At 35.8% G+C, this 25,435-nt stretch carries 23 protein-coding genes; 20 read left to right on the top strand and 3 right to left on the bottom strand.

Features of this window, described 5'->3' with window-relative positions; translation table 11 throughout:
• Nucleotides 1–20: 20 nt before the first annotated feature.
• Entirely contained in the window at nt 21–212 is a 192-nt protein-coding gene (locus OZX56_RS06735; protein WP_277139366.1) for a hypothetical protein, read from the bottom strand.
• A gap of 171 nt (nt 213–383) precedes the next feature.
• On the opposite strand from OZX56_RS06735, the gene OZX56_RS06730 reads away from it, so the two are divergent.
• The 6 genes from OZX56_RS06730 to OZX56_RS06705 all read left to right on the top strand — a co-directional run bounded on the left by OZX56_RS06730 (nt 384) and on the right by OZX56_RS06705 (nt 9,206).
• The gene (locus OZX56_RS06730) at nt 384–2,534 is read left to right on the top strand and encodes a peptide cleavage/export ABC transporter (protein ID WP_277139365.1); all 2,151 of its coding nucleotides are present in this window, start codon (nt 384–386) and stop codon (nt 2,532–2,534) included.
• Nucleotides 2,535–2,549: 15 nt separating this feature from the next.
• A complete protein-coding gene (locus OZX56_RS06725; RefSeq protein ID WP_277139364.1) occupies nt 2,550–3,644 on the top strand; it encodes an HlyD family efflux transporter periplasmic adaptor subunit in 1,095 nt (364 codons plus the stop codon).
• A gap of 231 nt (nt 3,645–3,875) precedes the next feature.
• Entirely contained in the window at nt 3,876–5,810 is a 1,935-nt protein-coding gene (gene pbp4b, locus OZX56_RS06720) for a penicillin binding protein PBP4B (RefSeq protein ID WP_277139363.1), read from the top strand.
• A 28-nt stretch (nt 5,811–5,838) separates the two neighbouring features.
• Nucleotides 5,839–6,735 (top strand): alpha/beta fold hydrolase, encoded by an 897-nt coding sequence (locus OZX56_RS06715; RefSeq protein WP_277139362.1) that lies wholly within the window; start codon nt 5,839–5,841, stop codon nt 6,733–6,735.
• A gap of 12 nt (nt 6,736–6,747) precedes the next feature.
• Nucleotides 6,748–8,187 carry a PTS transporter subunit EIIC gene (locus OZX56_RS06710; protein ID WP_277139361.1) on the top strand — a complete coding sequence of 480 codons (1,440 nt, stop codon included), beginning with the start codon at nt 6,748–6,750 and terminating at the stop codon, nt 8,185–8,187.
• A gap of 20 nt (nt 8,188–8,207) precedes the next feature.
• Complete coding sequence (locus OZX56_RS06705) at nt 8,208–9,206, top strand: glucosaminidase domain-containing protein (protein WP_277139360.1); 999 nt, start codon at nt 8,208–8,210, stop codon at nt 9,204–9,206.
• 85 nt (nt 9,207–9,291) lie between these two features.
• Here OZX56_RS06705 and OZX56_RS06700 read toward each other — a convergent pair whose 3' ends face one another.
• On the bottom strand, nt 9,292–9,738 hold the full coding sequence (locus tag OZX56_RS06700; protein WP_277126005.1) for a GAF domain-containing protein: 447 nt from the start codon (nt 9,736–9,738) through the stop codon (nt 9,292–9,294).
• Between the two features lie 142 nt (nt 9,739–9,880).
• Between OZX56_RS06700 and OZX56_RS06695 the strand changes: the two genes are divergently transcribed.
• From OZX56_RS06695 to OZX56_RS06640, 12 genes are all read left to right on the top strand, one after another.
• The gene (locus tag OZX56_RS06695; RefSeq protein ID WP_277140366.1) at nt 9,881–11,287 is read left to right on the top strand and encodes a DHA2 family efflux MFS transporter permease subunit; all 1,407 of its coding nucleotides are present in this window, start codon (nt 9,881–9,883) and stop codon (nt 11,285–11,287) included.
• Between the two features lie 182 nt (nt 11,288–11,469).
• Entirely contained in the window at nt 11,470–12,207 is a 738-nt protein-coding gene (locus tag OZX56_RS06690) for an amino acid ABC transporter ATP-binding protein (RefSeq protein ID WP_277126008.1), read from the top strand.
• 11 nt (nt 12,208–12,218) lie between these two features.
• Nucleotides 12,219–13,031, top strand: a complete 813-nt coding sequence (locus tag OZX56_RS06685; protein ID WP_277126010.1) for a transporter substrate-binding domain-containing protein — start codon at nt 12,219–12,221, stop codon at nt 13,029–13,031.
• Nucleotides 13,028–13,666 (top strand): amino acid ABC transporter permease, encoded by a 639-nt coding sequence (locus tag OZX56_RS06680; RefSeq protein WP_277126012.1) that lies wholly within the window; start codon nt 13,028–13,030, stop codon nt 13,664–13,666. Before OZX56_RS06685 ends, OZX56_RS06680 begins: the two co-directional genes overlap by 4 nt.
• Nucleotides 13,667–13,678: 12 nt before the next feature.
• Entirely contained in the window at nt 13,679–14,332 is a 654-nt protein-coding gene (locus OZX56_RS06675) for an amino acid ABC transporter permease (RefSeq protein ID WP_277126014.1), read from the top strand.
• 229 nt (nt 14,333–14,561) lie between these two features.
• Nucleotides 14,562–15,539, top strand: coding sequence for an SIS domain-containing protein (locus OZX56_RS06670; protein ID WP_277139359.1), 978 nt, complete (start codon nt 14,562–14,564; stop codon nt 15,537–15,539).
• 11 nt (nt 15,540–15,550) lie between these two features.
• Nucleotides 15,551–16,363: a PfkB family carbohydrate kinase gene (locus tag OZX56_RS06665; RefSeq protein WP_277139358.1), complete on the top strand. Its 813-nt coding sequence runs from the start codon at nt 15,551–15,553 to the stop codon at nt 16,361–16,363.
• Nucleotides 16,364–16,377: 14 nt separating this feature from the next.
• The gene (locus OZX56_RS06660; protein WP_277139357.1) at nt 16,378–18,000 is read left to right on the top strand and encodes a peptide ABC transporter substrate-binding protein; all 1,623 of its coding nucleotides are present in this window, start codon (nt 16,378–16,380) and stop codon (nt 17,998–18,000) included.
• 77 nt (nt 18,001–18,077) lie between these two features.
• Nucleotides 18,078–19,010, top strand: coding sequence for an ABC transporter permease (locus OZX56_RS06655; protein WP_277139356.1), 933 nt, complete (start codon nt 18,078–18,080; stop codon nt 19,008–19,010).
• A 1-nt stretch (nt 19,011) separates the two neighbouring features.
• Complete coding sequence (locus OZX56_RS06650) at nt 19,012–19,920, top strand: ABC transporter permease (protein ID WP_277139355.1); 909 nt, start codon at nt 19,012–19,014, stop codon at nt 19,918–19,920.
• Between the two features lie 5 nt (nt 19,921–19,925).
• On the top strand, nt 19,926–21,002 hold the full coding sequence (locus tag OZX56_RS06645; protein ID WP_277126025.1) for an ABC transporter ATP-binding protein: 1,077 nt from the start codon (nt 19,926–19,928) through the stop codon (nt 21,000–21,002).
• A complete protein-coding gene (locus tag OZX56_RS06640; RefSeq protein WP_277139354.1) occupies nt 20,995–21,894 on the top strand; it encodes an ATP-binding cassette domain-containing protein in 900 nt (299 codons plus the stop codon). Before OZX56_RS06645 ends, OZX56_RS06640 begins: the two co-directional genes overlap by 8 nt.
• A gap of 7 nt (nt 21,895–21,901) precedes the next feature.
• Here OZX56_RS06640 and OZX56_RS06635 read toward each other — a convergent pair whose 3' ends face one another.
• Nucleotides 21,902–22,657 carry a GntR family transcriptional regulator gene (locus OZX56_RS06635; protein ID WP_277139353.1) on the bottom strand — a complete coding sequence of 252 codons (756 nt, stop codon included), beginning with the start codon at nt 22,655–22,657 and terminating at the stop codon, nt 21,902–21,904.
• A gap of 182 nt (nt 22,658–22,839) precedes the next feature.
• Here OZX56_RS06635 and OZX56_RS06630 point away from each other — a divergent pair, with 182 nt between their 5' ends.
• Nucleotides 22,840–23,994, top strand: coding sequence for a CDP-glycerol glycerophosphotransferase family protein (locus OZX56_RS06630; RefSeq protein WP_277139352.1), 1,155 nt, complete (start codon nt 22,840–22,842; stop codon nt 23,992–23,994).
• A gap of 10 nt (nt 23,995–24,004) precedes the next feature.
• Nucleotides 24,005–25,435: an oligosaccharide flippase family protein gene (locus tag OZX56_RS06625; RefSeq protein ID WP_277139351.1), complete on the top strand. Its 1,431-nt coding sequence runs from the start codon at nt 24,005–24,007 to the stop codon at nt 25,433–25,435.

Below are 25,435 nucleotides of genomic sequence, written 5' to 3'. Positions count from 1 at the left end.
AAATAAAATCCAGATAACAATTAATTACCGAAAAGGCCATCGCCAAAACTATTAATTGCATCAGCAGTGGCATGACCAAAATTAGTTAGGTTAGTACCTACACTACCCCAAAATTTGTCCCAACCACTTTTCTTCTTTTTTCCACCAACAAAATTTGTGAGTTCTTTATCTGACATATTAGAATACATCGATAAAACTTTGTTTTTTTCCATGATATTACTCCTAATAAAAATATGATAATTTACTTAAACTTTCGAAAGTTCATTTATAGATTAAAACCATTCAAAAAAATTGTCAACATTTTTTAGGAATAAATTGTTTTTTTTTTTTTATTAGTATAATTAGGAATATAAAAAGAAAGCGATTTAAGAAGTTGGGTATTTATGTATAATAAAATTTATATACAACAGGTTGATGAGACCGATTGTGGGGTAGCGGCTCTGGCGATGTTGTTCAAGCACTTTGGAACTCAAGTTTCTTTAGCCAAGTTGCGTAACTTGGCCAAGACTGATCAAATGGGAACGACAGCACTTGGCTTGGTCAAGACTGCTCAGAAGTTTGGTTTTGAAACTAAAGCAATTAAGGCAGATATGTCATTATTTGATGTCAAAGACTTACCACTACCATTTATTGCACATGTGATTAAAAATCAAGAACTTGAACATTACTATGTTGTGCTAAAAGTGGGTAAAAAAACGGTGACGATAGCTGACCCAGATGGGTCAGTTGGCGTTGTGAAAATATCCAAGGCTAAGTTCGAACAAGAGTGGACTGGGGTGGCAATCTTTATTGCACCTAAGGCTACCTATGAACCGGTGAAAGAAAAGAAAAATTCTTTATTCTCTTTTATTCCAGGCTTACTTAAGCAAAAGAAGCTGCTACTTAACATTGTGCTAGCAGCTTTATTGACCACACTTATCAGTATTGTTGGCTCGTATTTCTTACAAGCGATCATTGATACTTACATTCCGAATAACTTACAGAATACTTTGGCAATTATTGCAATCGGATTAATCGTGTTCTATGTTTTTCAAGCGATTTTCACCTATGCGCAGAATTTCCTCTTAGCAATTCTGGGGCAACGGCTATCGATTGAAATTATTCTGGGTTACATTAAGCACATTTTTAAGTTGCCTATGGAATTCTTCGCCACTCGCAATACTGGTGAGATTGTCTCCCGTTTCTCAGATGCTAGTAAGATTATTGATGCACTTGCTAGTGCTGTCTTATCCATGTTACTAGATGTTGGTATTGTGGTCATTATGGGGGTCATTCTAGGAATTCAAAGTAGCAAACTATTTTTAATTACGTTAATTTCTCTTCCTATTTATGTCGTAATTATCCTTGCCTTTACTAAACCGTTTGAACGCCTTAATCAAAAGGAAATGGAAGCTAATAGTGTAGTTAGTTCTTCAATTATTGAAGATATTCGTGGAATTGAAACGATTAAGGGCCTAAATAGTGAAGATACTCGTTACCAAAAGATAGATAGTGAGTTTGTTGACTTCCTTAAGAAGAGTTTGGCTTATACTAAGTCAGATACGTTGCAACAGGCAATTAAGTTGTTCGTCCAGTTAGCCTTAGAAGTTGTTATCTTATGGACTGGGGCTGGCTTAGTCATTCATAACGAATTGTCGGTTGGTCAATTGATGACTTACAATGCTTTATTATCCTTTTTCGTTAATCCTTTACAGAATATTATTAACTTACAACCTAAGTTGCAGAGCGCCCAAGTAGCTAATAATCGGTTAAATGAGGTCTTTTTGGTCGAGAGTGAATTTAAACAGACTAGACCAGTCAAGCAGGTTAGTCAGTTGGCAGGACCAATTGAATTAAAGAATGTCTCCTACCAATATGGCTATGGCGCAGATGTCCTACACCAGATTAATTTAACGATTCCAGCTAATGAAAAGTTAACCATTGTTGGTATGAGTGGATCGGGTAAGTCCACGTTGGTTAAGTTGCTAGTTAATTTCTTTGAGCCAAAGTCAGGCCAAATTTTGATTAATGGTCATGATTTACAGAATATTGATAAGCATACTTTGCGCAGCTATGTTAATTATCTGCCTCAAGATCCGTATTTATTTTCAGGGACAATTCTTGATAACTTAAAGTTAGGTAACCGGTCAGATACTAGTCCAGATGATATTTTGGCGGCTTGTCAGACAGCATTAATTGCAGATGATATTGCGAAAATGCCAATGCAATTTGAAACTCATCTTGACGAAGACGCAACAGTTCTGTCAGGTGGACAGAAGCAGCGTTTGGCAATTGCTCGTGCATTATTATCACCAGCTAAAGTGTTGATCTTAGATGAGTCAACCAGTGGACTAGATACTATTACCGAAAAACGACTAGTTAAGAATCTCTTGAAGTTGTCTGATCGCACCATTATTTTTATTGCGCATCGTTTATCGATTGCCCGAGAAACAGACAATATCGTGGTACTTAATAATGGTAAGTTAGTGGAACAAGGTATGCATGCAGACTTGTTAGCACAGCATGGCTATTACTATGATTTGGTCAGTGAATAAGGGGAGAAGTTAATAATGGATCAAAAATACCTAGAAAGTAGCGAATTTTATACCAAACGTTTCAATAACTTTTCCACAATGATTATTATTCCAATGGCGTTAATCATTGTAGTGGTTCTAGCTTTTTCTTTTTGGGGACAAAAGGAGATTACGATTGCTGGTATGGGTACGATTGAACCTAAACACGCGGCAGCGGTCGTGCAATCATCCTCTACTAATGTAATTAAGCGTAATTTATTACATGAAGGTAAGCTAGTTAAGCGAGGAGAGTTATTATTAGTTTACAATGCTAGTGCAGATCAACATAAGCAGCAATACTATAAGCAACAGCAATCGAATTTGCAACAACAACAGACGAACTTAAATTTGTTAAAGCAGGGAATTTCGCAAAATCAAGATGTTTTTACTACTGATGATGAATATGGTTATCGCGCTATTTTGAAGGACTATTTGGCACAAAGGCAGATAGTGCTGACGCAGAATGAGCAAGCAAATCAACAACATAAAGACCATCAGCAATCTAAAAAAGATACAGATTATCAATTACAAGAAAATAACTCCAAGCTTGATTCATTACAAATGCAGGAACTAGAGAAAGTGTCTCAGCAATTAGTTGATAACCGTCAAAAGTTACAGGAAGTTGCTGCTAATATTGATAATTTGACAGATCAAGCTAAGACTTATCGGATTAAAGCACCTAAAAGTGGAGTTTTGCATATTAATGACCAATATCAAAAGGCGCAGTATATCCCAGCTGGTAGTGAAGTAGCACAAATTTATCCGGTTTTACAAAAACAGACGGAACTGCAACTTAAGTCATACGTGTCAACAGCAGATATTTCTTCAGTAAAACGAGGACAAAAAATCCGCTTTAAAATTACCCGTAATGTTCCTAAACCAGTCATCATTACAGGTAAGATTAAACAAATTAGTGTTTCACCAGTTAATATTGATAAACAACAAACTGCTTATGTTGTGACTTCGACAGCGCAAGTATCCCCAGCAACTAGAAAACTTTTAAAATACGGTATGGTAGGGTCAACTTCAATTATTACAGGCAAGAAGAGTTTCTTTAATTATTATAAGGATAAATTACTAAATCAAAATTAAAGCTTTAACACAAAATACACTAACCTAGTAGTGGCTTGATATTCAATGAGATATTAAGCCACTGCTTTTTTCTTTTAAAATTGAAGATACTGCTATCTATAGATTCACCTTTTACTTAAAAAATAAATTTTTATTTTTTTGAAATTTATTGAAAATTATTTTCCTTTGCTATATACTGAAAGCGAATTCAAAAATGTAAGCAATTTAAAATGCGATATGAAGGGGATTAGAATGAAAAAAAGGATTCTTAACAAGTATTTTGTTGTATTTTCAGTTCTACTGATTGGAATTTTAATAAGTCATAGTATGGCAGCGAGTAATGTAGAGGCGAGTGTTTTGGCTACTTCAAATGATAAAAAAGACTATCAACTATCTCAGACTTTTCCAATTGATGAAAAAGATGATAATCCTGATTTTGATACTTGGTCTTTGCTTAATAATGTTACAAGAAAGTTTTATGGATTTGCTGGACAAGGGGAAGTTTCAGTTTATTCTAATAAGCCAAAAAAATTTGGCTTATATGTTAATGGTCAAAAAGTTAACTTAAGTTCGGTCAAGTCAAATACTTGGACTAAGTTAAAAATCGGATCTTTAACCAAGAATGGCAATAATTCATTACAAATTTCAGTAAATAAAGCGATTAATGAAAAAGATATCCTTAAAGTTAGGGTTCCATATCCAACTCTAACTGACGCTTCAAAGAAAAAAGCTAATTTACAGAACAATTCGTTTAAATTATTAGATACATTAATTAAACAAGAAATTAATCATGGATTTAGTTCAGCTCAATTAGCCATTGTGCATAATGGTAAGATTATCAAGAAAAGTGCATATGGATTACTAAATAGTTACTCTGAAAACGATAAGCGGCTAAAAACAGGTACTAAAGTAAATAATAATACCTTGTATGATTTGGCTTCCAATACCAAAATGTATGCCACTAATTTTGCAATTCAAAAACTGGTTTCAGAAGGTAAATTAGACATTAATGCAAAAGTAGCAACAATTTTTCCTGATTTTCAAGATGGAGCCAGTGACGCAATTAAGGGTAAATCCAATTTAACTATTCGTGATATTTTAATGCATCAAGCTGGTTTTCCAGCAGATCCGCAATATCATAACAATAATTATGATCCAACTGGTTCTGATAAAACTAGTAAAAATATCAACCCGGTGTATACACAAGAGCGGTCTGAAGTTTTGAAAAAAATAATTGCAACTCCGCTTGCTTATAAGCCAGGAACTAAAACTATTTATTCAGATGTAGATTATATGTTATTAGGATTAATTGTTGAAAAAGTAACTGGCCAGTCTGAAGATGACTATGTTGAAAATAATATATATCAGCAATTAAATTTGACGCATACTCTTTTTAACCCTTTAAAGAAAGGATTTTCTAAGAATCAAATTGCGGCAACTGAATTAAATGGTAATACTCGAGATCATACGATTAATTTTAACAACATTAGAACACATACGATTCAAGGCGAAGTTCACGATGAGAAAGCTTACTATACGATGAAAGGTGTCAGCGGACATGCCGGATTGTTTAGTAATGCGAGCGATTTAGCCGTTTTAGCACAAACTGTCATTAATCATGGCGGTTACGGTGAAAGTAAAATTTTTGATGAGGACACTTTGGATGAATTTATAAAGCCTAAATCTACAGATTCTTCATACGGTTTGGGTTGGAGGCGTGAAGCTAGTGGGAAATATTCATGGGCCTTTTCTAACTTGTCTGATGCAAATACTGTAGGTCATACAGGTTGGACAGGAACTTTAACAGTTGTTGATCCTCGTGATAATACAGCAGTTATATTGCTAACGAATTGTCGAAACACACCGATTATTAATGCTAAAGAAACCCCGAATGATTTTGCTGGCAGCCATTATTTACTTGCTAAATATGGTGATATTGTTGGACTAGCGTATGCAGGAATTAATAATGATTCCACTTCTGCTAATAATAGTAAACTAATTAGCTTAGCGACCCAACGTTATAATGAAATTCAGAAAAATTCTGGTGATCAAAGCTATTCTGATAAAAATGATCTCCATGCGATATTTGATACTTTAAAAGCTAGAAGCAAGCGTGGAAATAGCATTGATCAGTTTTTAAAATCAAAGCTTGGTAAGCAAATAAAAGATTATGTTTTAGATAAATAACATTCTTACTTTAGAAAGAGAAAAAGTAATGAAATCAAGAAAATATTGGCTTTCAGCATTAGCAGTATTACCTCTAGGATTATTGTTAACTGGTTGTGGACAGAAAAAAGCTGCTGCTGATTCTGCGGTTAAACCGAATCAAAGTCAAGTTGTAACGACAACAATGTATTCGAAAAAACTCCATATGGATTGGGATTATGATGTTTATTTGCCTGCAGGATATAACGCAAATAGTAACAAGCGTTATCCAGTCCTCTATATGATGCATGGAGTTGATGGCAATCACCGAAATTTGCTAGAACGCTTTAATTCGCAACAGATTTTGGATGGGTTAATTCACCGTAAAAATGAAAAAATGATTGTGGTTTTTATTGATGGTTTTAACAGCTTCTACATCAATCAAAAAAATGGTGGAATGCAAATGGAGAGTGCGATTGTTGATGACTTGATCCCAACAATCAATAAGCTATATAAGACTAAGACTGATCCAAATAGTACCGCAATTGGTGGTATTTCTATGGGCGGTTATGGTGCTGCTCGTTTAGCTTTGAAGTACCCAACTATTTTTAATAAAGCAGTCTTAATTTCTCCAGCGGTTTGGCGGCATTTGCCTAAAGATAATCCAATTAGAATGAGGATGCATGCTTTTATGGACGGTGATGTTAGCTGGTCTGATAAATTTTATAATTCGGTTTTTCCAACTAGATATATAAACTCTGATTCACGCAAGGTAAAGTTTTTTGTAGAATCGACTTCAGCTGATACGACTGTACCAATTAAAGATGTTTCTAGATTTGTTAAAGAGCTAGAGACTAATGATGTTAATGTTAAGTTCGTTAAGGATTCTGGCGATAATCACAATTGGACTTACTGGACTAAAGTTGCACCAAATGCTTATGGTTGGGCTTTAGATCAATTAAATTAAAGGGTAACTACAATGAAGAAAGATAGCGAACAAATTTTAGCCAAAAAAATTCTGGATTCAGTGGGAGGTAAAGAAAATGTAAAAGCAGTTATTTCTTGTATGACTCGCTTGCGTCTAACTCTTATTGACAAATCTAAGGCTAATATTGATGAACTAAAGAGTACAGATGGTGTTTTGGGTGTTGTTAGTCAAGATAATGATTTGCAAGTTGTACTTGGACCTGGGAAGGTAGCTAAAGTGGCGGCAGAATTTTCTGCTTTGGCTAATTTGGACTTGGGACAAGACGACGATGATGTTGGCAATTTAGATGATGTTAAAGTACAAGCCCAGAAGAATAAGGCTACACAAAAGGCTAAGCATGATAAACCTCTTCAAAGAGGATTACACCATATTGCCAATGTATTTGTTCCATTACTACCAGGTATTATTGCTGCAGGACTAGTTAACGGAATAACTAACGTAATTGATTATCAGACAGGTAATGCTTTTGCTAATGATTGGTGGTATATAACCATTAAGACTATTGGCTGGGGACTATTTGCCTTTTTACCCGTCTTTGTTGGAATGAATGCTGCAAAGGAATTCAAGGGTTCAGCAATTTTAGGTGGGATTGGCGGTATTTTTTGTTTAAGTGGAATCCCGTCATTTCCTTTGGCCTCATTAGCTATTTCGATGCCAATTACTAATCAACCGTATGTTACAGGAATTGGCGGGTTGATGACTGCGTTATTTATGGGTATTTTTATTGCTCTAACTGAAAGATGGATAAGAACTTGGATGCCAAATATTTTAGATACTTTCTTTACACCTATCTTAACGCTTGTCTTTTGTTGTCTAGTATCCGTGGTATTCTTGCAGCCTTTTGGTAGTTGGTTAACTAATATCATATATGTTGTAATGGACTTTATGTATACTAAGCTCAGTTGGATTGGTGGCTATATTCTGTCATCTTCATTCTTAGGTTTAGTATCAGTTGGGTTGCATCAGGCTTTAACGCCAATCCATGTAATGTTAAACGACCCAACGGGGCCAACGCATGGTATCAATTATTTGCTGCCAATCATAACAATGGCCGGTGGTGGTCAAGTAGGATCTGGACTAGCCTTGTATTTTAGAAGTAAAAATAAGCGCTTTAAAAAATTGGCAATGAGTTCAATCCCAGTTGCAATTTTAGGTGTTGGCGAGCCACTAATGTATGCTGTAACTTTACCATTAGGTAAGTCATTTATTACCGCTTGTTTAGGTGCTGGTTTTGGTGGTGTTGCAGCATCATTGTTTCACTTAGGGACAGTGTCTCAAGGTGTATCAGGAATCTTTGGATTATTGATTATTCAACCTGGTCAGCAATTACAATTTATCATTGCCATGCTAATTGCGTATTTAGGTGGATTTTTATTAACTTGGTTTTTCGGCTTTGATGAAAATAGAATCAATGAGCTATTTCCAGAGTAGATATGGAAGGTGTTTTAATTATGAAAAAAATAATAACTAGTCTGGTAGCAGCAGCAATTTTTGTAGCAGCTACTCCATTTAATGTTAGTCAAATAGCTTTGGCAGACTCAGCTTCGTCAAAATCCAAAACAGCTCTGTTAACTGATCAACAAGAAGAATTTTTAGATGTTGCGGCAGTTCAGGCAGAAAAATCAGCTAAAAAATATGGTGTTTATCCATCAGTAATGTTGGCCCAAGCAATTGTTGAATCAAACTGGGGACAATCTGAGTTAGCGGTTAATGCCAATAACTTATTTGGTATGAAAGCTAATGATACGTGGACAGGTGATAAATATGCTAAGAAAACTCGAGAAGAAGATGCCAACGGTAATAGTTATTATATAACTGCTGATTTTAGAAAATATGCGACTTTCAATGATTCATTTAATGATAATGGAACTAAATTACGTCATGGCATTTCTACTGATCCATTGTTTTATCAAAAAACTTGGATTGAAAATGCACCAACTTTTCATGATGTGACTAAGGCGTTGACCGGAACTTATGCTACAGCCCACGATTATTATCAAACTCTTGATAAAAGAATTGTTGATTATGATTTAACGAAATATGATCCACAAATTTCGAATGCTAAAATAACTTATTATGTTAAAAAGAATGGTCCAACTTATCAGTGGCCAACTGATCATACTGAAACGGATAAAGCATCAACTGTTACTTCAAAGCAAAAAGTTACAGTAACTAAGACTATTACGTATTATAATGCTACGCAAAGAATGTACATTTCAGGCCAGGGTTGGATTAATGGTAGTTGTCTTACTAAAAAGCAGCCTAAAGTTTCAAGAAAGTTGCAGCATAATGCTCGTGTTTATAATAAAAAGGGCAAAGTAATATCCAAGAAAAAACTTAAAAAGGGGACCAAAGTTAATACAGAAAGTAATCTGACAAAAATCTCAGGAAAGAAATTCTACAAGATAGGTAAGAATAAGTATGTTAAAAAGACTGCTTTTGTTAAGTGATATCAATTCTGAAAATTAGCTAATTAAAAAAGCCTAGTTTTAGCTAGGCTTTTTGCTTGTATTAAAAATCGGTTCAATTCCCCGTTTATTTTACGACTAGTTGGGCAATTTTTTCCAAGAATTTGGCATCTATTTCATCAAAGGTATTAAAGTCGTTACTGTCAAGATCTAAGACCGCAATCAGCTGATTATCTTTGATTACTGGAACTACAATTTCCGAATTAGTAGCAGCATCGCAGGCAATGTGTCCAGCAAATTTATGAACGTTAGATACGATTTGCGTTTTTTGAGTTTTGGCAGCAACACCGCAAACTCCTTTGCCAAGCGCAATATGCATGCAAGCAACTGGTCCTTGGAATGGTCCCAAAATTAGCTCGTGATTTTGATAGCGATAAAATCCAGCATAGCTGACATTTGGTAAAGTAAATAGTAGAGCGCTAATGTTACTCATATTGGCGATTAGATCATGTTCATTCTCAAGTAAGCTGCGAGCTTGGTTAACAAGCAATTGATATTTTTCAGTTTTTTCCATAATTCTCTCCTTTTAAAATAGTGTAAACTAACTTTTTTTATTTTGGAAGTGCTATCAAACTTACACAAAAAAATTTGTTTTGCTATGATAATCGAGTCGCTCGAAAATGGAGCGCATAGGAGGAGTTTATTAAATGAAAAAAATGGATGCAATTGTCAAGGTTGAAAAGCCGTGGCTAGTCATGTCCAGCATGTTGATTGGTGCATTTGTGGGGATGCTTTCAGAAACATCTCTGAATATTGCTTTACCACAGTTAATGAAAGAATTTAATGTTGGTGCCTCGCAGGTTCAGCTACTAGTTACAGGCTATATGCTATTAATTGGCATTATTTTGCCATTTTCAAGCGTTTTATCAAAATGGTTTACTACTAGACAAATTGTGATTTTTGGTTTGGTTGATTTTATCGTTGGAGCTATTGTTTCGGCAATGGCACCTAACTTCGCGATTTTGTTAACTGGTAGAATGATTCAAGGTATTGGAACCGGGTTAATTTTGCCGTTAATGTTCACAGTTGCGATGCTAATTTTTTCACCACAAAAATTGGGTACAGCCATGGGAGTTTGCGCATTAGTAATTATGCTGGCTCCCGCAATTGGGCCAACTTTAACTGGGATTGTGTTAGGAGCTTTATCCTGGAACTACGTTTTTTGGATGTTTGTACCTTTTTTAGTAATTGCATTAATTTTAGCGATTTTTGCTTTGAAAAATGTGGGTCAATTGACCAAACCCAAGATTGATCTGTTGTCAGTAATTGAATCTATTGTTGGTTTTTCAGCCCTAGTAATGGGTGTGAGTCTAGCGAGTGAATTAGGCTGGACTTCACCAGTAATTATTGGTCTGTTGATTATCGGAGTGATCGTTTTGGTGCTTTATGCCAAACGGCAACTCAGTTTAAGTGAACCAGTCTTGAATCTTCATGTTTTCAATCAGCGTGCTTTTGCTTTGGGAGCATGCGGAGTGATGATTGATTTTGCCATTATTTTATCGGCGATGTATTTATTGCCACAATATTTGCAAAAAGGTTTATCATTACCAGTTGCGATAACGGGAATGATTATGTTACCTGGTGGTATTATCAATGCGATCGTTTCAGCATTTGCTGGTCGCTTGTATGATTCGTTTGGTGCTAAAAAGCCAGCAGTAGCCGGTTTTGTGATTGCGGTTATCGGAATCGTAATGTTGATTTTTTCTAATAGCAATTCATCACTAGGTTATGTGATTGCTGCTCATATTGTTTTAATGATTGGTTGTCCGCTGGCAATGTCGCCAGCTCAAACACACGCGCTAAATTCACTGCAGGGCGCGGAATCTGCTGATGGTAGTACGATTTTGAATACAATGCAGCAAATTATTGGTGCCGTTGCTACTGCTTTAGCTACGAGCTTTTTGAGCTGGGGACAAAATGCTTATTCAGGTGCCAATGTCGCAGCTAAGTTTACTAATGGTGTTCATTATGGACTGTACTTTACTTTAGTTCTAGCAATTATTGGAGTAATGTTAGCTTTAAACTTTGGCAAGCGAACTCCAAGTAAAGATATTAATGAATAAAATTTAACAATTAAACAACAGCTTAAGTCTTGATGCGTCTGCGTCAAGGCTTTTTTGGTGACTAATAATTATAAAAATAATATAATTTTTTATTAAAAAAAGAGAATATTTTTCTAAATTCTTTATCGGTATAGTAAAATAGAAGTCGGCGTAACCAAAAAAATTATGAAAGAAGTGATAAAATGTCGATGATAGAATTCCATAACGTGCAAAAGTATTATGGTCATTTCCATGCTTTGCACGACATTAATTTAGAAATTGACAAGGGTGAAACCGTTGTTTTGATTGGGCCTTCTGGTTCAGGAAAGAGTACACTGGTTCGAACAGTTAATGGATTAGAATCATTCCAAGAAGGTAAATTGATTGTTAATAATCATGATCTTTCTGATCCTAAGACTGACCCTAACATTTTGCGACGTGATGTTGGAATGGTATTTCAACATTTTAATCTTTATAAAAATAAAGACGTGCTAGAAAATATTATGCTAGCACCACGTATAGTTAGCCATCTGCCTGAAAAAGAAAATGAAGAGCAGGCTATGGAGCTGCTTAAGATGGTCGGCTTAGAAAAGTGGGCTCACAATATGCCTGCACAAATTTCTGGTGGACAAAAGCAACGTGTAGCAATTGCGCGAACGCTAGCAATGCGACCACAGCTCATTTTATATGATGAACCAACTTCTGCTCTTGATCCTGAAATGATTGATGATGTTTTGCAGGTTATCAAGAAAGTGGCTAATGATAGTGGCATGACTTCGCTAATTGTTACTCATGAAATGGGCTTTGCTAAAGAAGTTGCTAATCGAGTAATCTTTATGGATCAAGGTAGAGTAGTTGAAGATGACGATAGTGATATCTTCTTCAAGCAACCTAAGACAGAAAGGGCACAACAATTCTTAAGTAAAATTATCGACCATTAAGGAGGCCAATCATGAAAAAGAAATTCTGGCTATTTCCTTTGTTGTTTAGTATCTTGTTTCTAACTGGATGTGGAAATAACAAGGATCAGTCTGTTTTAAATAATGTGCGGCAATCCAATACTATTACCTGGGGTGTTAAAGGTGATGTTAAATTATTTGGGTTAATAGATGTTCGTGATGGTCAGCAAAAGGGCTTTGATGTAGATATGGCCAAGCACATTACCAAGCACATATTGGGGCCTAAGGGTAAAGCCGAGTTTGTTACTACTACTTCACAATCTAGAATACCGCTATTAAAAAATAATAATATTGACGCGGTAATTGCTACTTTATCAATTACACCTGAACGTAAAAAAATGATTACTTTTTCTAAACCATATTTTAGTGCAGGTCAGTCGCTGTTAGTACCCAAAGATTCCAAGATAAAGTCTACTAAGGATTTGGCAGGTAAAACCGTTATTGGTGTCGTAGGAGCTAATAATGTTGCCAATATTAAGAAAGTTGCTCCTAAAGCTAAAGTAATTGAATTACAAGATTATGCTCAGGCAATGAATGCTTTGAAGTCTGGTCAAGGTGATGTTTTGACCAGTGATAATGGTATTTTAATGGGATTAGCAGTTGAAAACCCAGGTTATGAAGTTAGAGGTGGCACATTTACCTATGAGCCTTATGGTGTAGCAGTAAATAAGGGGCAATCCTCATTTACTAAGGCTGTTGATAAAGCAGTCCTTGAAATGCAACATAATGGTGAATATAACCAGTTAATTAAAAAATGGTTTGGCAATGTTCCCGGTTTTAAATATAAGGAGCTGTATCGCCGATGATTAATATTTTTACCCATTTTAGTAATGACTTATTAGTTGGATTGGGCTGGACAGTCCTTTCTAGTATAATTGCGTTATTTTTTAGTTTGATAATTGGTACTGTTTTTGCCATTATGGAAGTGCTGCCTAATAAGGTGGCCCGAATAATTGGGCATGCCTATGTAGAAATTTTTCGTAATGTGCCACTGCTGGTAGTTACAATGTTCTTCTACTTGGTGATTCCAATGTATTTGGTAAAGATTAATGGTTTTACAGCTGGTACAATCGGATTAACTTTGTATACATCCGCTTTTATAGCTGAAACAATTCGCTCAGGGATTCAATCAGTTAGTGCTGGTCAAATGGAAGGTGCACGTTCGACAGGGATGACCTATTGGCAGGCGATGCGGTATATTATTTTACCGCAAGCCTTCAAGATTGTGATTCCGCCTTTAGGTAATCAATTTGTCAACTTGGTCAAGAATTCATCAGTGCTAGCTTTTGTAGCTGGATTTGATCTGATGTATCAGGCTAACTCAATTGCTTCAACTACTTTTGATACGATTAATACCTATTTGGTAGTAGGGGTACTGTATTTGATTATCACCTTACCAATCAGTTATTATATGCAGCACTTAGAGAAGAAGCTTAGTTAAGGAGGACAAACAATGCAAAACTGGATTAACGCGTTTTCGTGGCTTAATATACGTTTTTTGTTAATGGGCCTCTGGGTAACGATTTATATTTCTGTAATTTCTGTTATTTTAAGTTTTATTTTTGGTTCAATTTTAGGAATAATTCGCTATTCTAAGATTAAGTATTTGTCAAAAATTGTTGGTTTTATTGTCGATATTGTCCGCAATGTACCGCTGTTGTTGATTATTTTCTTTACTTATTTTGGCTTACCGAATTTTGGCTTAAGACCGGAAACCATTCCTGCAGCGATTATCGCCATGACCGTTTTTGAATCAAGCATGTTAGCCGAAATAGTTCGCTCAGGTATCCAATCTGTTGATCCGGGGCAACTGGAAGGCGCACGTTCAACTGGGATGACTTTCGTCCAGGCTTTGTGGCATGTGGTGCTTCCGCAGGCGTATAAGAATATGATTCCCACGATTATTAGTCAATTTGTTTCGTTGATCAAAGATACATCCTTAGCGACAATTATTGTGGTACCCGAGATGATGCAGCATGCTCAAGTTATTTATGGGCAAAATGCCAACTACATTTTACCAATGTTTGCGGCATTAGCGGTGCTGTACTTTGTGGTTTGTTTTACCTTATCACTTATTGGTAATCAAATCGGTAAACATTTGTCGTAAAAGATAAAACAAAAATTAATAAATTTAAAAAAGCTTTCACAAACTTGTGAAAGCTTTTTTGTTGTGAACATAACCTTTAATTCAATACCATACAGCTAGTAAAAAGTGATTCCCTTAATTAGTCTGGATATTATATGAAATATTTTTTAAAAAAAGCTTGACAGATTAAAATAATACTACTATCTTATTATATAACATCATATAACAAGTAATTAGAAAGGAATTATTTATGAAGAAAGAATATCAACAAGAAATTAAGCAGGCAGTTGCTGCAACAAAAAAGATTATGCCCATTAATCATGTTTATTTTGCAGCCTGTGGAGGTTCTTTAGCATTTATGCAGCCAGCAGAATATATTTTAGGTCGCGAATGTGATGTTCCGGCTACAATTCTGCCTGCTCGTGAATTTATTAGTCGTGATCCCCATGATTTAGGCAAGCACAGTTTAGTAGTGACCTGTTCACATTCTGGAAGTACTCCTGAAACAGTTGAAGCTACCAAGTTTGCTAAACAAAAGGGAGCAATGACCGTAGCAATTACCTTTACAGCAGACTCCGCTTTGGAAAAAGCTGCAGATTATACTTTGCACTATAGTTGGGGTAAGGGTACAGATGCTGCAGATTTAAATACTGGAGTATTGTACGGTTTTACATTTGGCTTTTTGAAAGAACTAACTGGAGATGCTAAATATGACCAAGGTTTAAAGGGTCTAGATGACTTAGAAACGATTGCAGCTCGCACGCGTAAACAATATAAATCAATTACGGATCAATGGACTAGCGAATTAAAGCGCGAGAAATTGATCTATGCTGTTGGTTCAGGAATTAATGCTGGTGAAACTTATTCGTTTTCAGCATGCTGGCTACAGGAAATGCAATGGATTAATAGTAGCTATATTAATTCAGCCGAATATTTCCATGGTCCTTTCGAAGTTACAGATTACGACGTACCATTTATTATTTGTGAAGGTATGGGTGTTTCTAGAGAAATGGATCAACGCGTAGTTGATTTTGCTAAGCAACATAGTCAAAAAGTTTATGTTATTGATAATGCTGATTTTGATATGCATGAAATTGCGGAAGACTTTAGAGATTATTATTCTCAAATTTTGTCTGGTGTTGTATATAGGCAGCTAGCAGAAGGGTTTGAATATCATCGTGGACATTCACTAGAAGCTCGTCGTTACATGTGGCATTTGGACTATTAAAGGTGTAATCCATGAAACTAATTGCAATTGGGGATAATGTTGCTGATACTTATATCCAGCAAAAAATATATTTTCCTGGTGGAAATTGTGTTAATGTTGCAGTCGATGCTAAAAGAGCAGGTGCAACTACTGCAGCATATTTGGGAATCTTTGGCAATGATGATCGTGCAACCCACATTAATGAATCGCTAAAACAAGAACAGGTTGAGTTAGTGAATTGTCGTAAAGCTTATGCACCTACAGCTCAGCCAAGAGTTGTCATTAACGATGGTGAGCGTGAATTTCAGGCAGGACCAAAAAATTCTGTACAGCATTTATTAGCTTTGCAGCTGACACCAGATGATTTTGCTGAAATCAAAAAATTCGATGTTGTCCATACTGGGATTTATGCCAGTTTAGAAAATTATTTGTCAGACTTACATGATGTAACTAAAGTAGCATTTGATTTTTCTGATTGTCGCAAGGAGCATTATTTAAAGCAAGTTTTACCTAATATTAATTATGCTTTTTTCTCTGGAGCTGATTTAAGTGATCAAGAGGCTGAAGCTTTTGCGAAATCTTGCTTAACATTAGGACCAGAAGTTATAGTCATAACTCGCGGTTCGAACAGCGCTTTTTTGCTCAATGCTGAAAGTGGATATTATCAACCAGCTCAAAGTATTACGGTAACTGATACCATGGGAGCTGGTGACAGCTTTATCGCTGGTTTTTTAGTTTCCTATTTGGATGAACCAGATTTATGTAAAGCAGCTGTGGCAGCTAGTAAGAGTGCAGCAGCTACTTGCAAGATTTCTGGTGGCTTTGGACATCAAAAATCATTTTAGAAAAGAGGGAGATTATGAAAAAAAGAGCAATATTTGCTACGGCTACGTTGGCTTGCTTTGGCATGCTGTTAACAGGTTGTCAGAACAATTCCAATTCAAGTAATAAAGAGCAAAGCAAAATAACGGTCGTTCAAGATGTGCCAGTTGACTCACTTGATCCAGTATTAGCATATCAAAATACTTCATCTACTGTAGTTGATAATATTAATGAAGGACTTTATACAATTGATCCTAAGGGAAAAGCAGAATTAGCCTTAGCTTCAAAAGTAAAAAGCAGTAATCATGGCTTGACTAAGACCTACACTATTCGTAAGAATGCCAAATGGTCAAATGGAGATCCAGTCACAGCTGATGACTTTGTCTTTTCTTGGCGACGTCTAGCTGATCCTAAGATTGCTTCTGCGTTCAATTTTCAGCCAGGCGCTGCTGGAATTAAAAATGCAGATGCTATTGTGGCAGGAAAAAAGCCGGTAAAATCATTAGGTGTTTCAGCTAAAGATAAGAAAACATTAGTAGTTGAACTCGATAGGGAAGTGCCATACCTATCTAAATTATTGGCGTTTAGCGCTTTTTCGCCAGTCAATCATCAATACTTTAAAAAGGTAGGTAAGAAGTTTGCTCAAGATTCTAAGCATCTTGTATATGAGGGACCTTACCAATTAAAAGATTGGAAGTCAGGCGATAATAACGTTAATTTAGTAAAAAATCCTAAATACTGGAATGCTAAGAACGTTAACATCAAAGAAGTTAAGCTTAATGTGATTACTGATCCTGAAAAGGCAGCAATAGCTTATCAAAATGGTAGTGCCGATTATGTTCACTTAAGTGGTCAATTGGTTTCTAAGTATCGCAAGGATAAAGGCTTTAAGAATAAGGTTGGTAATTTTACCCAATATGTAATGTTTAATGTTAAAAAGCCTGGCTTAGATAATGCTGATTTACGTAAGGCAATTTCTGCAAGTATTGATCGCCAAGAGATAACAAAACATATTCTAAAAGACGGATCTGTTCCAACCCATTCAATGGTTATGAAGGATTTAGTTACCAATCCTAAAACTGGTAAAGATTTTGCAGATGAGTCAACGACAAATTATTCACAATATTCACCTACTGAGGCTAAGCGTTATTGGAAGAAAGCTAAGTCAAGTACACAACTAAGATCGTTTACGCTACTTTATGATGATAGTGATCCTTCTTATGCGAACGTGGCAGCTTATATTAAAGCGCAAATTGAAAAGAATTTGCCAGGGATGAAAGTTAATCTGCAACAGGTTTCTAAGAAGACACGGGTTGATAAGATGATGAAGGCCAATTATGATGCAACCCTTACTCGTTGGGGACCTGACTATGCTGATCCAACAGCGATTTTAAGTATGTACCAATCCAAAAATGATAGTAACTATGGTCGCTGGTCAAATGCAGAATTTGATCAACTGTTAGCTGATTCTAATCAAATGACCAATCAGGCTAAGCGCTATGACAAGCTCCTTAAAGCTAATAATGTTTTAATTAACAGCGCTTCTTGTCCACCGCTATACCAAAATGGTTATCCGATTTTAATTAGACCTAATATTAAAGGCTTAGAGATGCACATTGCTGGTGTACCATTTGTCTTTAAATATGCATCAATTAAATAGAAATCAAGGAATTTTTAATCGGGGCTGGGAGTTAATCTCAGCTCCATTATTATATTAAATAGTTAGAAGGGATGAATTTGAAAAAATATGTTTTAAAAAGAATTCTAATTGCAATTGTTACCTTATTTTTGATTACTTTAATTCTGTTTATGATGGAAAAGGTCATGCCGGGATCACCGTTTAATGATGAAAAAATGACCCATGCTCAAGTTGCAGCACTTTATCATAAATATGGCTTAGACGGACCAGTCTGGTTGCAATTTGTGAATTATTTGAAGAATATGCTAACTGGTGATTTTGGAGTGTCATATTCAATTCAAGTTAATACACCAGTAACAACCATGATTTTGCAACATTTTACTGTGTCACTTCAAATTGGGCTGCAAGCTACTGCCTTAGGAGCAGTTACTGGTTTTTTAATGGGTGTTGTTGCTGCTTTAAAGCAAAATACCATTTGGGATAACTTAATGACTGGAGTATCAGTTTTAGGAATTAGTTTACCAAACTTTGTAGTTGCACTAATTATTTCTTTGTTATTTTCTTACAAATTGATGTTTTTCCCAAGCACTTATCAACCTAATCAGCCATTTTTATCCAGTATTTTGCCAACTGTGGCTTTGAGTACATTTACGATGGCAAGTATTGAAAAATATGTCCGTAACGATATGGTTGAAATCATGAATTCTGATTATTATCGTTTGGCTGATTCTAAGGGAATTAAAAAATATCAATTAATCGGTCATCACGTTTTACGAAATACTTTAATTTCTGTGATTACTGTTTTAGCACCATTAATGATCGATTTAATTGCTGGTAGTATGGTAATCGAGAAAGCTTTTGCAATTCCAGGATTAGGGACCTTGTATATTAGTGCAATTCAAGCAAATGACTATAACGTTGTCTTGGGTATTACGTTTTTTTATGCACTGCTTTTTATCGGAATTATGCTAGTAGTTGATATTTTGTATGGCTTAATTGATCCACGAATTAGATTGGATGAGGGTGAGTAAGATGAACAATAATGAAAAGACTGATTTCGAATTTGCTCCTAAATCTACCACATCTGATCATTATGCAGGTAAGTCATATTCTTTTGGTCAGTTAGTTTGGCGACGTTTTTTAAAAAATAAGGCAGCGGTCATTAGTGTCTTTGTATTAATTATAATCGTTTTAATTGCTTTTTTGGCGCCACACTTTAGTCGATTTTCACCTAATACTCCTTATCCTAGTGATTCGAATTTAGCACCTGGAATGAAAGGACACTGGTTTGGTACGGATAATCTGGGTCGAGATATTTTTGTCCGGGTAGCAGCAGGTACTTCAGTTTCTTTAGAAGTGGCTATGGTTGCCATGATAATTGATTTGGTAATTGGTACTAGCTTTGGCTTAGTTTCAGGTTATTTTGGCGGTAAAGTTGATCTATTTATGCAGCGGATTACTGAAATTCTAAGCACCATACCAATGATTATTATTGTTACTTTGCTGGTTTTAGTAATGAAGCCAGGATTAGTTAGTATCATTATGGCCATGGTATTAGTTGGTTGGATTAATATGAGCCGAATTGTACGTGCACAAGTCTTGGAATTGAAAACTAGTGAGTACGTTTTGTCTGCTAGAACTATGGGGGAAAGTAATTTAAAAATTATTTTTTCACAAATTTTGCCTAATGCGCTCGGACAAATTATTACCACTTTCATGTTGTCTGTACCTAATGCTATTTTCTTGGAAGCCTTTTTGGCCTTTATTGGGTTGGGAGTCCCTGCACCTTTAGCATCACTTGGGACAATGATTAATGATGGCTACACTCAAGCAATTGTTTATCCATATATGGTGATTTTCCCGGTGCTATTTTTAGCAGCAATTATGTTGACATTTAATATAATTGCCGATGGCTTGCGCGATGCGATTGAAGGAAACTAGGTGAGATGATGAAACAAACTGTTTTAGAAATAAAAAATTTACGAGTAGTTTACCATACTGACCGTGGTGATGTTCAGGCTGTTAGGGGAATTAGTTATCAAGTTAAACAGGGGGAGACTGTTGCTTTAGTTGGTGAATCTGGCTGCGGTAAATCTGCTAGTGTTAAACCAATTATGGGACAGCCAGAGGCTAATCAATCTGTTAGCGCGGATGCTATCAACTTTACCTATCAAACAGCTGCAGGACAAAAAACGATTAATTTGCTTAAAACTAAATCTAAAGTTCTGCAAAATCAAATTAAAGGCAAAGAAATTGCCATGGTTTTTCAAGATCCAATGACCTCTCTTGATCCAACAATGAGAATTAAGCAACAAATTGCTGAAGCTGTTAAGGCAGCTAATCCACGACTTGAGCGAACGGAAATAAACAAAAGGGTTTTGGATCTAATTACGACAGTTGGAATTCATAATGCAAAGGTTGTCCAAAACCAATACCCGCACCAACTCTCTGGTGGTATGCGGCAGAGAATTGTAATTGCAATTGCATTAGCTGGGGATCCAAGATTATTGATTTGTGATGAGCCAACTACTGGTCTCGATGTGACAATTCAAGCTCGTATTTTGAACTTAATTAAAGAAATTCAGCGCAATCGACAATTGTCAGTAATTTTTATAACTCATAATCTGGGAGTGGTAGCTAACATTGCTAACTATGTAAATGTGATGTATGCTGGCAAGATTGTTGAAACAGGTACAAGTAAAGATATCTTTTTTGATCCAAGGCATCCCTATACTTGGGGACTACTTGAATCTGTACCAGATATTAATGAAGATGTGTCTGTATTACCGACAATTTCAGGAACGATCCCTGACTTGACTCAACCAATTGTTGGTGATGCCTTTGCACCACGTAATCCTTATGCATTAAATGTAGATTTTAAACAAGAACCACCAATGTTTAAGATCAATGATCATCATTATGCGGCAACTTGGTTACTTGATTCACGTGCACCTAAAGTAGCGGTTCCAGCAATCTTGCAAAAGCGTATCCGAAAAATGAAAGAAGCTGATCTAAATGACTGATAATATTCTTGAAGTGCGCCATCTGAAGCAATACTTTCCGATGGCAAATAAAAAAACTGTTAAAGCCGTTGATGATGTTTCTTTTAATATTAAGGGTGGCGAAACTTATGGTTTAGTAGGTGAATCGGGGAGTGGAAAAACTACGATTGGCAGATCAATTATCCGTTTGTACCAACCAACTAGTGGTGAAGTCTCATTTGAAGGGATGCCAATTGCTGGTAAGCTTACTAAAGTTCAAACAACGAAGTTGCGCAAAGATATGCAAATGATCTTTCAGGATCCGATGTCGTCTTTAAATCCGCGTAAAAAAGTTGGCGAAATTATTAAATTGGGACTAGATATTCATTTTCCTGAATTGACTGATGATGAAAAAGTGCAACGTGTGGTAGATATGCTGCAAGTGGTAGGACTGGATAGTTCATTTATTAATCGTTATCCAAGAGAACTTTCTGGAGGGCAAAGACAGCGAATTGGGATTGCTCGCGTGGTAATTATGCGTCCAAGGCTAATTATTGCTGATGAAGCAATTTCGGCGTTAGATGTTTCTGTTCAGGCACAAGTGGTTAATTTGCTGCAAAAAATTCAGCAAGAAACTGGAAGTGCAATGCTATTTATAGCCCATGATTTGGCAATGGTCAAACATATTTCAAGTCATCTTGGAGTAATTCATTTAGGTCATATCGTTGAATCGGGTCCAACTGCAGAAATCTTTGCTCATCCAACTCACCCCTATACTAAGAGTTTATTAGCTGCCATTCCTACTACGAATCCAATTGCAGAACAAAATAAAAAGCTGCCTAATTATCAGGCAACCAGAAAACAATATGAAGCTAAAGCCATGATCAATCTTGGCAATGATCATTTTGTTTTAGATGATGGCTCATGGAGTTAACTAATTATTACTTATCATTTAAGTGAATATGGCTATCAGAAGTCGAGTCGATAGTATAAGTCATTTTATCGCCGCGAACCACATAGTGTGAATATTCCAGTGGCTGCTTAAACTGATCGTAAGCCAGCTTTTCGACTTCAAATAAAGGAACTGTTTTAGTCAGACTAAGCAGTTCTTTTTGTGTGGATGAGGGTAAAACACTATTAATTTCACGATGGGAACTGGTGGCAATTTCGTGATATTTGTTTTCAAGGTATTCGTAAAGTGGTGTCTGCTCATTGATATTGACTAGCAGATCAGGGTAGTGTTTTGCTGAAAGCCAGGCTTCATCAATTGCAATTGAAACTTCGTCAACTTGAAATAACCGTTTAATATAAATTAAATCTGCTTGTTCAGGTAGAAGCAATGCTTTAGCAATTGCAGGATTTTTTAAGATTTCTCGTTTAAGAATTGTTTGTTTACTGGCTTTGTCGCGTGAAACGGCAAATTCTGAGAATCCTTGAACTCGGTTTAACTTACCCGTCATCTTTGTAGAAGAAACATACGAACCTTTACCTTGAACTGAGACGATTAATTTTTCATCACCTAGTAGTTTCAATGCTTTGCGTACAGTAATTCTACTGACTTGATAATTTTGACAGAGAAAATGCTCACTAGGTAATTTTTGTTGTGGCTTGAGGCTACCATTAGTAATTTGTTGTTTCAAATCAAGATAGATTTTTTTATAAAGTGGAATGGCAGAAAATGCTTGCTCAGAATTCACGACGGATACTCCTTAATTATTTTTACTAGATTAATTTTAGTAAATAGTCACAGAAATAACAAATGCAAACTTACCTGGTACAGTTTTAAGTTTAAAAAAATAAAAAATATCATAAAAGTACTTGAGTTTGCTCAGGCTTTTTTTGTACTCTTAAGTTAATAGATTATTTAGGAAGTTAGTTAATGAAAAGTTTTTTATTTCGGCTCTATTTAAGTTTGATGAAATTTTGTGCACGTTTTGTCAAAATAAAAGCAACAAAAATTGTGGTGCTAAATGGTTCGGGAAGGTCTGGCTCTAATGGGTATCTATTTGCCAAATATCTAAAAAATGCACACCCAGAATATACGGTTACACTAGTTGAACCGTGGCCATCTGCTCACTTATCTTGGCAAACTTGGTATGAAATTGGCGCGGCTAAATTTGTGTTAACGACTCACCAACCATTTAAGGTACACAAAAGGCAAGTAAATTTACAGTTTTGGCATGGAATTCCGCTCAAGCGCATGGGTCTAGCTGCTTATAATACTCAAGCTAAAGATAATCGTCGTAATACAAGATTATGGCTTAAGACAACAGATGTAGTTTGCTCAAGTTCTGATTTATACGAAACGTTGATGAGCGCTTGTATTCCGATTAGCGCTCCTAAGTATCAGCAGTTGGGTTTTCCGCGATGGGATGCTCTGCAGCAAGCGGCAGTTGCTAAACAACAAATTTTAAAAGATTTGTTTAACCAACATGATGAACAAGCTGAGCTAGGAATATACGTGCCAACTTTTCGTGAAGAATTAGCTGATGAGCAGCTGATAGAGGCAATTAAGAATGGAAATTTTTTGGGTTTGTCGGATTTTGATGCGGCAGCATTGAATGACGCTCTTAAAAAGCGGCACCAATATTTAATCATTAAATTACATCCTTACGAAATGCAGTTAGTTGAACAGTTAACTAGTAGCTATTCTAATTTTGCGCTCTTGAAAAATGACTATTTATTTGCTAATGATATTGATTTATATGAATTATTAGGTGCAACCGATTTTTTGATGACCGATTTTTCCTCGATTTATTTTGATTATCTTCATTTAGATCGGCCAATCATCTTTTTAACCAATTATCTACCGCAATATGAAAAAGTTCGTGGATTACTAATTGGACCTTATCAGCAGGTTGTTCCTGGACCGTGTGTTAATAATCAAATGGAGCTAGTTCAAAGTCTGCAGCAATTGCCACAAAATCAGAAAAAATATGAATCGCTAAGGCAATACTGGTTAGCATTAACTAACCAAGTTGATAGTTCCAATTATTGCGAGGATATCTTTAACTACCTGACTAGTAATTTTTAGAGGGAAAACTGTGAAAAAAACTTTTTTAAATATCTTATATAATGCAGTTTACCAGATTTTTCTTGTGTTAGTGCCGCTAATTACAGTGCCATATTTGTCAAGAATACTGGGTCCAAAAACTTATGGGATATACAGCAATGTCAATAACACTGTGCAATTCTTGATGATTTTTTGTACCTTATCAGTTTCTTATATTGGGATGCGAACGATTTCTCAAAAGCGTGCTTTTGGTAATCGTCAGCAATTAACTGAAGCCTTTTGGGGATTGTGGTACTTTCAAGCTTTGGCAGGGATTGCTACTATTATAATTGTGGTAACGGTTGCTAGCTTTTTCAGGATCAAATATTGGCAGTATTTATTATTAATGGTGCCATACCTTATTTCAGCCCAGGTCGATATTTCCTGGTTTTTTCAAGGATTAGCAGAATTTGGTCGGGTAGTATTAAAGAATACTGCTGTTAAATTGGTTTCTGTGGTGCTAATTTTATTATGGGTCAAGCAGCCAACGGACTTATGGAAGTACATGTTAATTATGTCAGTATCGACTATGCTTGGTTCACTAGTTTTTTGGTTTGAAATCCATCGTTATGTAGATCGGCCAGTAGGTCATTTTTATCAATTTCAAACAACGGTCAAAACCATCATTACGTTGTTAATTCCGCAAATCGCCACGCAAATCTACACTTCTCTTGATAAGCCGATTTTAGGTTTTTTTCAAAACTCCACTCAAGTAGCATATTATGATAACTCACAGCGAATTTCTAATATGGTTTTAGGCGTGATTACTAGCATTTCTTTGGTGATTATGCCCAAAATGGCTAGTGAAAGTCAAAAAGAGCAGCGAGTTGTTTTAAAAAAATCATTGGAAGCCACAGTTTGGCTCGGAACTATGTTTGCAGTGGTGATTATGGCTAATACTAAAGAGTTTGTGCCCTTCTTTTTTGGTGAAAAATTTACACCGATGATTCCATTGATGTTTTTCTTTACTTTAACTATTATTATGATCCCAACTGGTGGTGTGTTCGCTAATCAATTTGCGCTAGCAAATCACCGTGATCGTGATTATGCGCTTCCTGTAATTATCGGTGCGATCTTAGAGGTGATTTTGAGCTTTTTCTTGGATCAACTGTATGGTGCAACTGGGGCAATGTGTGCGATTTTGATAACGGAATTTGTTGTGCTAATTTTACGATTATGGATTGTACGAGATGGATATGATTTTAAGTATTCTTTTCAAGAGATCCCGAAGTATTTTTTAATTGCTGCAGTAGTATTAGCAGTAGGCATGGTGTTGCCCCAGCTATCTTCGTCCGCTTTTATCAATATGGTTTTGAAATCGGTGATTATGCTAGTCTTGTATATGGCCTTAATGTTTTTACTGAAACTGGACTTTAATCAAGATATAATTGAACTAGTTAAGAACTTTTGTAAACGAGGTTAA

This window comes from Lactobacillus sp. ESL0684 (genome assembly GCF_029392675.1).
Classification (GTDB): domain Bacteria; phylum Bacillota; class Bacilli; order Lactobacillales; family Lactobacillaceae; genus Lactobacillus.
The sequence above is the reverse complement of the archived record's forward strand: the minus strand, read 5'-3'. Positions and strand labels throughout refer to the sequence as shown.